This window comes from Microbulbifer sp. MLAF003 (assembly GCF_030012965.1).
Taxonomy (GTDB): domain Bacteria; phylum Pseudomonadota; class Gammaproteobacteria; order Pseudomonadales; family Cellvibrionaceae; genus Microbulbifer; species Microbulbifer variabilis.
This window is the reverse complement of sequence record NZ_CP120232.1, coordinates 4,302,348-4,315,000: the sequence shown is the minus strand read 5'-3', so window position 1 is coordinate 4,315,000 and position 12,653 is coordinate 4,302,348. Positions and strand designations below refer to the sequence as shown.

11 protein-coding genes, 4 tRNA genes and 2 rRNA genes (1 of these 17 only partly in view) are annotated in these 12,653 nt (G+C 50.4%); 16 read left to right on the top strand and 1 reads right to left on the bottom strand.

Annotated features, from left to right (window positions below; all coding sequences use genetic code 11):
* Positions 1-1,211, top strand: a 23S ribosomal RNA gene (locus tag P3339_RS20695); it begins 1,667 nt to the left of the window's first position.
* Positions 1,212-1,414: 203 nt separating this feature from the next.
* Positions 1,415-1,530 (top strand): 5S ribosomal RNA (gene rrf / locus P3339_RS20690).
* Between the two features lie 937 nt (positions 1,531-2,467).
* On the opposite strand, the gene P3339_RS20685 is transcribed toward rrf, so the two are convergent.
* Positions 2,468-3,424: a hypothetical protein gene (locus tag P3339_RS20685; RefSeq protein WP_282951752.1), complete on the bottom strand. Its 957-nt coding sequence runs from the start codon at positions 3,422-3,424 to the stop codon at positions 2,468-2,470.
* 189 nt (positions 3,425-3,613) lie between these two features.
* On the opposite strand from P3339_RS20685, the gene P3339_RS20680 reads away from it, so the two are divergent.
* From P3339_RS20680 to tuf, 14 genes are all read left to right on the top strand, one after another.
* Complete coding sequence (locus P3339_RS20680; RefSeq protein ID WP_282951751.1) at positions 3,614-3,853, top strand: hypothetical protein; 240 nt, start codon at positions 3,614-3,616, stop codon at positions 3,851-3,853.
* A gap of 41 nt (positions 3,854-3,894) precedes the next feature.
* Entirely contained in the window at positions 3,895-4,557 is a 663-nt protein-coding gene (locus P3339_RS20675) for an alpha/beta fold hydrolase (protein ID WP_282951750.1), read from the top strand.
* A complete protein-coding gene (locus tag P3339_RS20670; RefSeq protein ID WP_282951749.1) occupies positions 4,542-4,739 on the top strand; it encodes a hypothetical protein in 198 nt (65 codons plus the stop codon). Before P3339_RS20675 ends, P3339_RS20670 begins: the two co-directional genes overlap by 16 nt.
* Positions 4,685-5,779, top strand: coding sequence for an ATP-binding cassette domain-containing protein (locus P3339_RS20665; RefSeq protein ID WP_282951748.1), 1,095 nt, complete (start codon positions 4,685-4,687; stop codon positions 5,777-5,779). The genes P3339_RS20670 and P3339_RS20665 overlap by 55 nt, the downstream gene beginning before the upstream one ends.
* The gene (locus P3339_RS20660; protein WP_282951747.1) at positions 5,776-6,969 is read left to right on the top strand and encodes an ABC transporter permease; all 1,194 of its coding nucleotides are present in this window, start codon (positions 5,776-5,778) and stop codon (positions 6,967-6,969) included. Before P3339_RS20665 ends, P3339_RS20660 begins: the two co-directional genes overlap by 4 nt.
* Before the next feature lie 25 nt (positions 6,970-6,994).
* Positions 6,995-8,107: an alanine racemase gene (gene alr / locus P3339_RS20655; protein WP_282951746.1), complete on the top strand. Its 1,113-nt coding sequence runs from the start codon at positions 6,995-6,997 to the stop codon at positions 8,105-8,107.
* Positions 8,108-8,112: 5 nt separating this feature from the next.
* Positions 8,113-9,114, top strand: a complete 1,002-nt coding sequence (birA, locus tag P3339_RS20650; RefSeq protein WP_245556634.1) for a bifunctional biotin--[acetyl-CoA-carboxylase] ligase/biotin operon repressor BirA — start codon at positions 8,113-8,115, stop codon at positions 9,112-9,114.
* Positions 9,111-9,860 carry a type III pantothenate kinase gene (locus tag P3339_RS20645; protein ID WP_282951745.1) on the top strand — a complete coding sequence of 250 codons (750 nt, stop codon included), beginning with the start codon at positions 9,111-9,113 and terminating at the stop codon, positions 9,858-9,860. Before birA ends, P3339_RS20645 begins: the two co-directional genes overlap by 4 nt.
* Before the next feature lie 14 nt (positions 9,861-9,874).
* On the top strand, positions 9,875-10,564 hold the full coding sequence (locus tag P3339_RS20640; protein ID WP_020411100.1) for an SPOR domain-containing protein: 690 nt from the start codon (positions 9,875-9,877) through the stop codon (positions 10,562-10,564).
* A gap of 194 nt (positions 10,565-10,758) precedes the next feature.
* A tRNA-Thr gene (locus tag P3339_RS20635) sits at positions 10,759-10,834 on the top strand.
* A 110-nt stretch (positions 10,835-10,944) separates the two neighbouring features.
* Positions 10,945-11,027 (top strand) — tRNA-Tyr (locus P3339_RS20630).
* 60 nt (positions 11,028-11,087) lie between these two features.
* Positions 11,088-11,161: transfer RNA gene (locus tag P3339_RS20625), tRNA-Gly, on the top strand.
* Positions 11,162-11,230: 69 nt separating this feature from the next.
* Positions 11,231-11,305, top strand: a tRNA-Thr gene (locus P3339_RS20620).
* 129 nt (positions 11,306-11,434) lie between these two features.
* On the top strand, positions 11,435-12,628 hold the full coding sequence (gene tuf, locus P3339_RS20615) for an elongation factor Tu (protein ID WP_020411101.1): 1,194 nt from the start codon (positions 11,435-11,437) through the stop codon (positions 12,626-12,628).
* Positions 12,629-12,653: the final 25 nt, after the last annotated feature.

Genomic DNA, 12,653 nt, shown 5'->3' with positions numbered 1-12,653 from the left:
TTCGGGAGAAGGTACGCCGGTTTTGGTGATGGGACTTGCTCCCTAAGCTGAGGCCGGTCGAAGTGACCAGGTGGCTGCGACTGTTTATTAAAAACATAGCACTCTGCAAACACGTAAGTGGACGTATAGGGTGTGACGCCTGCCCGGTGCCGGAAGGTTAATTGATGGGGTTAGCTTCGGCGAAGCTCTTGATCGAAGCCCCGGTAAACGGCGGCCGTAACTATAACGGTCCTAAGGTAGCGAAATTCCTTGTCGGGTAAGTTCCGACCTGCACGAATGGCGTAACGATGGCCACGCTGTCTCCACCAGAGACTCAGTGAAATTGAAATCGCTGTTAAGATGCAGTGTACCCGCGGCTAGACGGAAAGACCCCGTGAACCTTTACTACAGCTTTGCACTGAACTTTGAGCCTATTTGTGTAGGATAGGTGGGAGGCTTTGAAGCAGCGACGCTAGTTGTTGTGGAGCCGTCCTTGAAATACCACCCTGGTATGTTTGAGGTTCTAACTCTGGTCCGTTATCCGGATCGAGGACAGTGTATGGTGGGTAGTTTGACTGGGGCGGTCTCCTCCCAAAGAGTAACGGAGGAGTACGAAGGTGCACTCAGCATGGTCGGAAATCATGCAATGAGCATAATGGTATAAGTGCGCTTGACTGCGAGACAGACATGTCGAGCAGGTACGAAAGTAGGTCATAGTGATCCGGCGATTCTGTATGGAAGGGTCGTCGCTCAACGGATAAAAGGTACTCCGGGGATAACAGGCTGATACCGCCCAAGAGTTCACATCGACGGCGGTGTTTGGCACCTCGATGTCGGCTCATCACATCCTGGGGCTGAAGCCGGTCCCAAGGGTATGGCTGTTCGCCATTTAAAGTGGTACGCGAGCTGGGTTTAGAACGTCGTGAGACAGTTCGGTCCCTATCTGCCGTGGGCGTTGGAGATTTGAGAAGAGTTGCTCCTAGTACGAGAGGACCGGAGTGAACGAACCTCTGGTGTTCCGGTTGTCACGCCAGTGGCATTGCCGGGTAGCTATGTTCGGACGGGATAACCGCTGAAAGCATCTAAGCGGGAAGCCTCCTTCAAGATAAGATCTCCCTGGGAACTTGATTCCCCTAAAGGGCCGTGGAAGACTACCACGTTGATAGGCTGGGTGTGGAAGCGTTGTGAGGCGTTGAGCTAACCAGTACTAATTGCCCGTGCGGCTTGACCATACAACAGAGATGGTTACTAACGACTAGCTAAGCTAGCGGATTGTGAGTTAGAGACATACGATCGCTTGCGGTGTATTACTACAGATTGTTTTACCGACTTATTTGGGGTTATCGCCGGTCAACAACATGACCGAGGCAAACAGCGATAACGCGGCAGGCCAAGCACATTGCTTATAAGACCAGCGCCAACCCAAGCCAGTTTGCCTGACGACAATAGAGTTGTGGAACCACCTGATCCCTTGCCGAACTCAGAAGTGAAACGCAACATCGCCGATGGTAGTGTGGGGCTTCCCCATGTGAGAGTAGGTCATCGTCAGGCTTCTAATCCGAAAGGGCCACCCAATGGGTGGCCCTTTTTTTATGTGTGAAAAAAATATCCGTGAAGAGCCGTAAAGAAGAAAAGCAAAAACTTGGAAGTTAAAAATAAAAAAAGGCAAAGATGAAACGAAGAAAAATTAAAAAAGAAAAGCTAAAAATAAAAACTAAGAAAATAATGTGACAAAGAAACCCTGAAAAGTAATGAATAACCCAGTCAGGTTTTTGCCCTCAAAATCCAGTTGAAAAATTTAATCAGGAAAAACCCCGGTAAAAAGTCGAACACGTTTACGCGACTGTAAATAAAGAGTTCTCCTCGCGACTTTCTCTCCTGGAAAAAATTGAGCGCCCAGCTATTTTTTACTGCAATCTTCCCTGGAAGGGCATTCCCAAATAATTTACCGCAGTACTACTAGTAGTCTTCCCGGAAAAAATCTTCCCAATAAAGAAATTATCTCCGCTGTAAAAAAGGGCCTGACAGGGATAAAAGTGACACAAAAATACCAATGAAAAAGCCGGTGATTTTTTGTGCGCTCGCGCAATGTCACACAACTGTAAGGCTGGCAGCGGATATACCACAGTTATACACAAGTCTATCCAGCCATTCTGTTAATAACGGCCGACCTGTGGAAATCACCCTAGAATCAGTGGTGTTTTTTTACCCATTAAAAGGCCCCTATGGAAACAGAGGCCTGAAAGTGGATATCCCGGAGTTATGCACAGGTCTATCCATGGATTCTGTTAGTAACCGTCTCTTCATCCGCTTGTCATCAGTTATAAACAACTACCTGTTTAGACAGAGATGTCAGTTTTATTAAAGGTGGCACGGAAGTCTTTGTGATCGAAAGTTTGGGTTGGGTGGAATAAGAGGGAAATAAAAAAGCCCCTCTGAGTGGGGCTTTTTTATTTAGGTTGTGCTGAAGTATGCAGAAGATAGTTTGCTATGGTTCATAGGCATTTTCTGGGACCAGATCGTAATTCATTTCTTTTAGGCTCAGCTCATCAAGAGGAACCAGCTGTGCGGGAAGAGAAAAGCTACGTAGTGGCTTACCCTGGGCCCAGTCCAGGATAGTAATTGTTTCTGTTTCTTCTTGGAGCTGGTGTAGTAGGCCCTTTAGTGCGATCGCATTAGCTGAAGATAAGAAGTGATACTCATGCTCTCCCTCCAGCTGAACGAAACGGGACTCCTTGTCAGCTTCTTCAATACGAAGCCATGCTGTGCCTTTATCCACATCCTCTTCACCGAGAACCATAGGCCCAAGTGGGTCTTCATAGATCGAGGTTAAGTTGTTAACTATTGGAGGGCGTAATGTGCCAACCCAAACCCAACCAGAGAGACTTATACGACTTAACTGCCATTCACACAGCCAGACTGTCTGATCATCATCGATGCGAAACTCACGATACTCTCGCTGCCCAAGATAGCTGTCAAAACTAACTTCCTCGTTGGGGTTATCCCGACGGAAGCTGTGTAGCTGCTGGGTCATCTCATAATTGACTTCCCAGTGTTTTCTTAAACGCCACTGCATAGGGTATTGACCCCACTCGACGATATATTCTTCCCGCTCGCGGATAGTTTCTACAACCCGCCAGAAGGCGCCATCAATCAAAATGCAGGTATCGCCAATTTTACAGCCTGGAGCGATGATGCTGCATTCCGGTGACGCCTCTGAAGCGCTGACAATATGTTCAGCGCGCCCTTCGATTACATCGTACCAGGGGAATCCATGGCGCAAGGGCGGAGGGAATGCGAGTGGTGGTCGACCACCGAGTAGGCGACGAAAAAGTACCGACTTCTCAATTTCCAGGTCAGAGAGAGTATAACCTTCCTGTTGGGTGATCTGGCCCCAGGCAAAGGCGGCTCGGATTAGGTGTTTTTCACGGTCTGAAAAGCTCATGGGTGCAGTCATGGGCAAACTAAAACGGAAACCTTACCACTGTGGGGAGGAGGGTGCTAATGCAATTCATTGACATGGGATGGTAAAGGACAGGTTTACTTGAGCTTAGATACACTGGGGTACTCGACAAATAGATTAGGAGAAGCTGTCGTGGTATGGATGCGGAGGTTATATTTCGGTTGTTTAGTAATGGGGTTTTTTATCGCCCATGGTGCTATGGCAGCCGAAGGAGATGGTGGGGCTGACGATTGCTATCTTGATGGATGGCAATACTCATTGCAGTGTTCTCGGATTACAGTTGGGAAAGGGGACACACAAGTTAAACTGGCCGTAATGGTTTCTCCCGCGCTGGATGAAAGCGGAGAAGAGCCTCTCTATCTACTCGCGGGGGGCCTGGACAGGCGGCGAGTGATCTTGCAATCCTGCTGAACAAGTTTCGTAAAATAAACCAAACGCGTGCAATCGTATTGGTGGATCGCCGCGGTGCAGGATTATCCCGCCCATTTAGCTGCGGTATTGATCGCAATACGCCAAACGAATTGGAGGTGATCTCAAAATCACTGGCAGATTGCTACCTGCAACAAACAACATTTGCCAATTCACTCAGTAGCCGCCAGACCATTGAAGACCTTGAACTGGTGCGGAAACATTTCGGCCACGAGAAGATTTCCCTGTGGGGTGGTTCCTGGGGAACACGGACAGCTTTACTTTATCAGCAGTGGTATCCGGACAGTTTAACTGCCTTGGTACTAGATGCGGTAGCACCTATAGATACAAAGGTGTTTTTAGGGGCTTCGGCTGCTGAGCATGCCTTGCAAACTTTAGTGAGAGACTGTCAATCCGATTTAGCCTGCTCCCGGTTTGGTGATTGGCAGGGAGTATTGGAACAATTGCTGATTAACTGGGATGACTCCGCTGCGAAAAAATTTCCGGACCCAGTTACGGGGAGAGTATCCGAGCAACCCATGTCACTTTGGGCCTTGCAAAGCATGATCCGGGCGGCTTTGTACTCTCCCGAAGCGTCGGCGCAACTGCCATTTGCAATCACTGAAGCAGGCTCAGGTAATTACTTGCCATTGGCCGGTATAGCGGGATTTTTTCAGATACAACAACGGGAATGTCCCTGGGCCTGACTTTCTCTGTTGCCTGCTCAGAGGAGTTACATCGAATCAGCGAGGAAGAAGTTGCTGCGGATATTGCTGGTGCTTTTATTGGCAGGGCTTTTCTTGAGTTTTTTCTCGTGGTTGTGATGTATGGCCTGTGCCTAAAAGGCCTTATAGCAAACCTGAACCCCGTCACCATCCAGTATTGTTAATATCGGGTGAAGCGGATCCGATCACGCCGCCAATCTATGCACAAAAGGATCTTGATTATCTCTCCAATAAGCAGCACCTGATAGTAATGGGGGGAGGGCATATTAATTCCATTCGAGGTTGTATTCCTGATTTGATTGATAAATTTCTTACTTCACCTGAAGTGAAGCTGGATCAAGCTTGTGTGAAGGATATTCACAGACCGCCGTTCATGATTGGAGCTTATGGGCCAGAGTTGGATCGGAGAGGCGGTTCTGATTCAAAAGGAATGGAACAGGGGGGAGCGGCAGTGATTAGAGTTAATTCGGTTAGTAAGCAGTTTTCGGGAACCCCTGTACTGAAGAACCTGAACTTTTCTATTGCTGATGGGCAGATAACAGCCTTACTGGGTGCCAATGGTGCGGGCAAAACGACATGTCTTCGCATTATTACCGGTTTACTAAAAGCAGATAGTGGGCATGCTTATGTTGGTGGCCTCGAGGTTTCAAAGTATCCGAAGGAAATACGTCGGCAGTTAGGCGTGGTTGGAGACCGGGAAGGACTTTATGAACGTCTTACCGTAGCGGAGTATTTGTCCTTTTTCGCCAGTGCCCAAGGGTTGGCTGGAGATAAATTAGAATTTGCATTGCAATCTGTGCGAGAAGAGTTAGAGCTATCCAGCCTTTGGAATCGCCGAACAAAAGGGTTTTCTCAAGGGGAGAGAATGAAGGTGTCTCTCGCTCGGGCGCTAGTACATCGGCCCTCCCATCTGATTTTGGATGAGCCCACCCGTGGTTTAGATGTGCTTGCTGCCAGGTTACTGCGTAGAACTCTTTTAAACTTGAGGTCAGAGGGAACAGCAATTTTATTTTCGAGCCATATTATGGCTGAGGTTGTAGAGCTATCCGATACTGTTTTGATCATGGCAAATGGCACTATTGTCGATAGTGGAACCCCAGGCGAACTCAATACACGTTCAGGTAGTAACAACCTTGAGGATAGTTTCGTGAAGCTTGCTTATGGTCAAAGGGCAGGGAAGAGTCAGCAGGGAGAGGTAGCATGAGTATTGTCGATAATGTTTTATCACAGCAATTCCAAGCACTGGTTCTAAAGGAGCTTCTTGAAGTTTGGCGTGATCGGCGGGCTTTAATGATTGCATTGGGTTTTACCCTTTTATTTCCAGCAATAATGATTGGAAGTGGTGCCCTATCTTTTAAGGTAGTGTCCGAAACCAATTTAAATATTGCCATTGTAGGTAGTGACTATGCCCCTTTATTAGAGAATCAATTACATGGAACTGGTTTCCGGATTGATCAGTTGAGGGAGGGGATTCCACGTGAACTTCTTGAGGATAAATATGATGCTGTCCTACAAATAGGCAAAGAATTTGAGACAGACTATCGCAATCTCCTGTCTCCCAAAGTCTATTTGTATGTTGATGGTTCAAGTAAATCTGGTGGGCGGGGTATTCAGCTTATACAGGAGCGCCTGGGTACCCTACAGAAAACAATTATGCAGCAGCGTTTATCAGCACGTGGTATTGCGCCTCAGGTTCTTACTCCCTGGCAGTTACAAATAAGGGACGTTAGCACTCCGTCCAGCCGGGGGTTAGCTATTTTAGGAATTATGGTGCCAGTGCTATTGATTATGGCGTTGATGGTATGCAGCGCAGCTCCATCTATCGACACCTCTGCGGGAGAGCGGGAGCGCATGAGTATCGAAACCTTATTGCAGCAACCCTTGAATGGTTGGCAGATTATTGTGGCGAAAGTGCTCGCCGTAACCAGTATCGGTTGGTTTGGGTCACTTCTTTCGCTCGCAGTTTTAACGCTATCATTTACTCTTTTACCACTGGCAGAAATTGGAGTGCAGTTTTCTGCAGGAATAACCGAGTTGGTGGCTATGAGTTTTTTGTTATTGCCACTGGCATTGCTGGTTGCTGTTCTCCAGATTCTTTTAGCCCTGCGCTCCCAGTCCTTTAAAGATGCACAAATCCAGCTGAGCATTTTGCAGGGATTACCTGTCGCATTGCTGATGATAGTAAATCTATCTGACATTAAATTGGACTCACCCGCTTGGCAACTGACCCCCTTAATCGGGCAGCAACAATGGCTCAGCCTGTTAATGGCAGGTGAGGCGATACCTGTACCCTTGGCTCTTGCTGGCTCCTTGGTCACCCTATCTTTGGTTGGGCTGTGTATATTAGTAGGTGCACGTGCTTTGAGTCGTGAGAGCCTGCTTGGGGCTACCTAGCTGATGAATTGAGAGTTGTATTGGCATGAATGACTTCCGCGAGGGGCTGCTGAGTATTAATTTGCAGTCAATTGCTGATAACTATCTAGATCTGACCGAGAAGTTGGCTGGTGGCGCCCGCTGTGGCGCTGTGGTCAAGGCGGATGCCTATGGCCTAGGTATGACCCAGGTAGCGCCGACCCTCTACCGGCAAGGCTGCCGGGACTTCTTTGTTGCAACCCAAGCGGAAGGGGAGCGTCTTCGTAGAGAGCTGGGGGACGAGGTCCGCATCGTTATTCTAACCGGGGTGCGAAATGGGGCAGAATTAGAGTGTGCCCACGCAGGGTTGATGCCAACACTGTTTACCCTGGAGCAATTGCGCAATTGGGTCGAAATATGTGCTCGCGCGGAATTAGTGGCTCCCTGTGCGGTAAAAGTAGATTCGGGTATGACGCGCCTGGGTCTCAGCGAGGAGGAGTTTGAACTACTACTGGGGGACCGGCAATTACTTGACTCCGCGGATATACGCATCCTTCTCAGCCATCTGGCTTGTGCGGATGAGCCGCTCCATCCACAAAATAGCTTTCAATTGCGCAGTTTTAAAGAAGCTGGTGAGAGGCTGCGTTCACTGTGTCCCGAGGTGCAGCTGAGCCTCGCTAATTCCTCAGGCATTTTCCTCGGTGAGGATTATCACTTTGATATTGCCCGCCCCGGATCTGCTCTCTACGGGATTAACCCGGTTCCCGGTACTCCCAATCCAATGAGGCCCACAGTAGCACTCAGTCTACCGATAGTGCAAAAGCGTTTTGTCAGTCGCGAACAGTCTGTTGGTTATGGAGCGACCCAACAGGCTGCAGCAGGAAGCTGGCTGGCAGTGGCTCGGGGTGGCTATGCAGACGGTATAATCCGGGCTCAGGGTGGCCGGGGTCGCGGCTGGGCCTGCGGTCGCCATCTACCGATAATCGGTCGTATATCTATGGATTCCACGACTTTCGATATCTCTGCGTTATCCGACCAAGACCGGGAATCTCTGCAGTCCATAGATGTTCTCAATAAAGAGCTAACGGTGGATGAGGTGGCAGAATACGCTGGCACTATTGGTTATGAGGTGTTGACCAGCCTCGGACATCGTTATTTTCGTCGCTATATAAAAAGTTGATCGCCTTGCAAGACACTATCGCAAAAAGCTCACTGGAACAGTTACGCCCGGTATTGGAATTACTGGCTGATGGTAATCTGCATTCTGGGGAATCTCTCGGTGCAGCCCTTGGAGTAAGCCGCGCTGCAGTGTGGAAGCAATTAAAGAAACTTGAGCATTACGGATTGGCGCTCGAATCGGTTAAAGGGAGGGGTTACCGTTTGCCTGGAGGGTTGGAGTTGCTCTCTTCGGACAAGATTTACGAGGGGCTTGGGGATAATTCCAATGCTCTTTTACGCGAGCTGATTTTATTTGACGAGGTGGGCTCGACGAATACGCAGCTCTTAACTCGCATGGAGCAGGGTAGTGGGCATGCTATTGCCATGCTTGCAGAAAGACAGAGTGCTGGTCGAGGGCGTCGCGGTCGAGGCTGGATCAGCCCTTATGGGGTTGGGGTGAGTTTGTCTGTCGGCTGGGAGTTCAGCGGCGGAGTGCAAAGCCTGGAGGGACTGAGCCTCGCGGTAGGGGTGGCGTTGGCGCGGGCATTAGAACGTTTTTCGGTACCGGATATCCGCTTGAAATGGCCCAATGATATCTGGTGCCGTGGCCGGAAGCTTGCAGGGGTTTTGCTTGAGCTCAAGGGGGATCTGACCGATCGCTGTGCTGTGGTTATCGGCATAGGGCTGAATAGTGGCCTGCGCATTGAAACCGCCACTGAAATTGATCAGCCTTGGGCGGATTTGCAGCAGATTTGCCCGGGGATACCGCGTAACCATTTAGTGGCTGCGATATTGGATGAGCTGTTACCGTTATTGCACGAATATCCACAAAGAGGATTTAGTGCTTACCGGGATGCCTGGACCAAGCTGGATCAATTTGCCGGTCAGCCGGTCACACTGCAGGCCGGTTCTCAGGTTTGGGCCGGTATCGCCGCCGGGGTAGATGACAAAGGTGCCTTAATTTTAGATATGGATGGAGAGCTGAAACACTTTCATGGAGGGGAAATCTCTTTGCGGGGGCAGGTTTGATTCTGGAACTGGATATTGGTAATACCCGTGGCAAATGGCGCCTGTTAAACGAAGGGCAGGTAGATATGCGCGGGCATTTTGGTACCTCCGACTTGCGTGAAGGTCGTATGCCGGACGGCTGGGATAAGCTGGGCCTGGAGTTGCAGCCCAAGCGGGTTCGCGTGGTAAATGTTGCGGGCCCCGTAGTCGCTGAGTCGTTGTCAGAGCATGTAAGATCCTTGTTTTCTCTGGATGTGGAGTTCTCACAGGTACTCGAAGAATGTGCCGGAGTTACCTGTGGCTATGACAACCACCAGGTATTAGGTACTGATCGATGGCTGGCGATGCTTGCCGCATATGGCCGGGACCAGAGTGCAGCACTAATTGTGGACTGTGGCAGCGCGGTTACCCTAGATTTGATAGACAATAACGGAGGTCACCTTGGTGGGTATATCGTACCCGGTATAGGTTTAATGCAGCGCTCTCTGCGGCTGGATACTCATGCGGCCAGGAGTGCGCAGGCGTTTACATTGACGACATCGTTAAGTGCTGGGCGCAATACCGATGAGGCCATTAATCGCGGACTATTTCTAATGGTGCTTGGGGCAATCGATCGGGCACTTGATCAACTGCGAAATTATACTGGTGGGGAGCCGTTACTGTGGCTTACCGGTGGAGATGGGGCGCTACTGTCCTCTCTCTATCAAAGTGAGCATCACTTGGTGCCGGAGTTGGTACTGGATGGCTTGGCGTTGAGTAATCCCTAAATATAAAGACTGTTATGCGTTGGATCGCTCTCTTCTTACTGATACTTAATCTGGGGGTGTTTGCCTGGTTTATGGCGGCATCCCCAGCTAATGATGGCACCGTCAGTGTTGTCAGCCCAGGTCGGGGCACTGAAATCCAGGAAATTGTCTTGGTTAGTGAAATATCGCCAGAACAGCTGCCCCCAGTGGAAGAGGAGACGGCCCCGTTAGCCACTGAGGTCTCTGGAGAGCAATTGTGTACCTTGATCGGGCCTTTTCCCGAAGAATATCTGGGGAAGGATATAGTGGAGCGTCTCTCCGCCCTCCAGGTTTCTGCCAGTCTTCGCGAAATTCAAATGCAAGGGCAGATGCGTTACTGGGTTTTTTTACCGCCGCTGAACTCTCGTAGAGAGGCATTCAACCGTTTGCGTGAACTGCAGGCCCAGGGTATCGATAGCTATGTAATCCCCAAGGGTGCTCTTGCCGACGGTATATCATTTGGTATTTTCAGTGAACGCGAACGCGCAGAAGGTCTTGCTGAAGAACTGGCGGAAAAGGGAATTGGGGCGCAGTTCCGTGAAGAGCCTCAGACTCATATGGAGCGTTGGATTATATTGGCGCCTGGGCAGGCTGAACGTTTGGCTGGAGAATTCTGGCAACATCTGCAGGAAGAGCACCCCAAGCTGGATCGGCGCAGAAATCTTTGTTCAGAAGTGGCGAGCTGAAAGGCTCTCGACTATAGGTCTTAATCCTCACGGCTTGATATTTAGCGGCTGAATTTTTCTCTATGAGGCAAATGGCGACACAAAAAATTCCGATTTATCTGTAAAAAGGGTGTTGCTTGTCAGGATAACTTCCCCTAGAATCCCGCCTCCATTGACGAGGCTGACCAATCAACTTCGCCAATGAATGGGATAGTGCTGGCGTAGCTCAGTTGGTAGAGCAGCTGACTTGTAATCAGCCGGTCGGGGGTTCGACTCCTCTCGCCAGCTCCATTTTATCCCAGCATTGTTCAACATTAAATTTCGCAGGTAAGTCTGTGAAATTTAAAGAAAAAAATGTTGACAGTGCAGCGGAAGGTGTAGAGAATGCACCCCGCATTGAGGCAGGGGTTCCCGAGTGGCCAAAGGGATCAGACTGTAAATCTGACGCGAAAGCTTCGGTGGTTCGAATCCACCCCCTGCACCATTTTTTACACCGTAAGGTGTTGCCAGCGAAACGGATTGTTTCGTTTGGAGGCTCCCGCAAGCGGGCATAGTTCAATGGTAGAACCTCAGCCTTCCAAGCTGATGATGCGGGTTCGATTCCCGCTGCCCGCTCCAGTTATGGGTTCAGCTGGAATATCCTCCGGATTGGCAAGCCTTGTGGTCGCCTGGTTTGGCGAGATATTTGCTCATGTAGCTCAGGGGTAGAGCACACCCTTGGTAAGGGTGAGGTCGGCGGTTCAAATCCGCCCATGAGCTCCATTTTTAATAGCCGCGAGGGTGAGAGCTCTTGCGGTTGTTTGTGTCCGGGGTCGGGGTTTTCCGGGTCGGATGCGCATGTTCTGGACATGGGTGGGATCGTTAACGGTTCACCTATATTAGGAGGCTGCAATGGCAAAAGAAAAGTTTGAACGTTCCAAGCCCCACGTGAACGTGGGCACCATCGGTCACGTTGACCACGGTAAAACCACCCTGACCGCTGCTCTGACCCGCGTATGTGCGGAAGTATGGGGCGGTGACGCTGTAGCTTTCGACGGTATCGACAATGCACCGGAAGAGCGTGAGCGCGGTATCACCATCGCTACCTCTCACGTTGAGTACGAGTCCCCGACTCGCCACTACGCGCACGTAGACTGCCCGGGACACGCCGACTACGTTAAGAACATGATCACCGGTGCTGCTCAGATGGACGGCGCTATCCTGGTATGTTCCGCAGCTGACGGCCCCATGCCGCAGACTCGTGAGCACATCCTGCTCTCCCGTCAGGTAGGTGTACCTTACATCGTTGTGTTCCTGAACAAAGCGGACATGGTAGACGACGAAGAGCTGCTCGAGCTGGTAGAGATGGAAGTTCGCGAACTTCTGGATCAGTACGAGTTCCCGGGTGACGACACTCCGATCATCGTTGGTTCTGCTCTGATGGCCCTGAACGGCGAAGACGACAACGAAATGGGTACCACCGCTGTTAAGAAGCTGGTTGAAACCCTGGACGAGTACATTCCTGAGCCGGAGCGCGCTGTAGACCTGCCGTTCCTGATGCCGATCGAAGACGTATTCTCTATCTCCGGCCGTGGTACCGTGGTAACCGGTCGTGTAGAGCGCGGTGTAATCCACACTGGCGACGAGATCGAGATCGTTGGTATCAAAGAGACCACCACTACCACCTGTACTGGTGTTGAGATGTTCCGCAAGCTGCTCGACGAAGGTCGTGCAGGTGAGAACATCGGCGCGCTGCTGCGCGGCACCAAGCGTGACGAAGTGGAGCGTGGTCAGGTACTGGCTAAGCCTGGTTCTATCACTCCGCACACCAAGTTCGAAGCGGAAGTGTACGTACTGTCCAAGGACGAAGGTGGTCGTCACACCCCGTTCTTTAAAGGCTACCGTCCTCAGTTCTACTTCCGTACTACCGACGTAACTGGTGCGGTAGAGCTGCCGGAAGGTACTGAAATGGTAATGCCGGGCGACAACATTCAAATGGTTGTTACCCTGATCGCTCCGATCGCCATGGAAGACGGCCTGCGCTTCGCTATTCGCGAAGGTGGTCGTACCGTAGGTGCGGGCGTTGTTGCTAAGATCATCGAGTAATCTTTGATCTTCGTGCCGCCGAGGT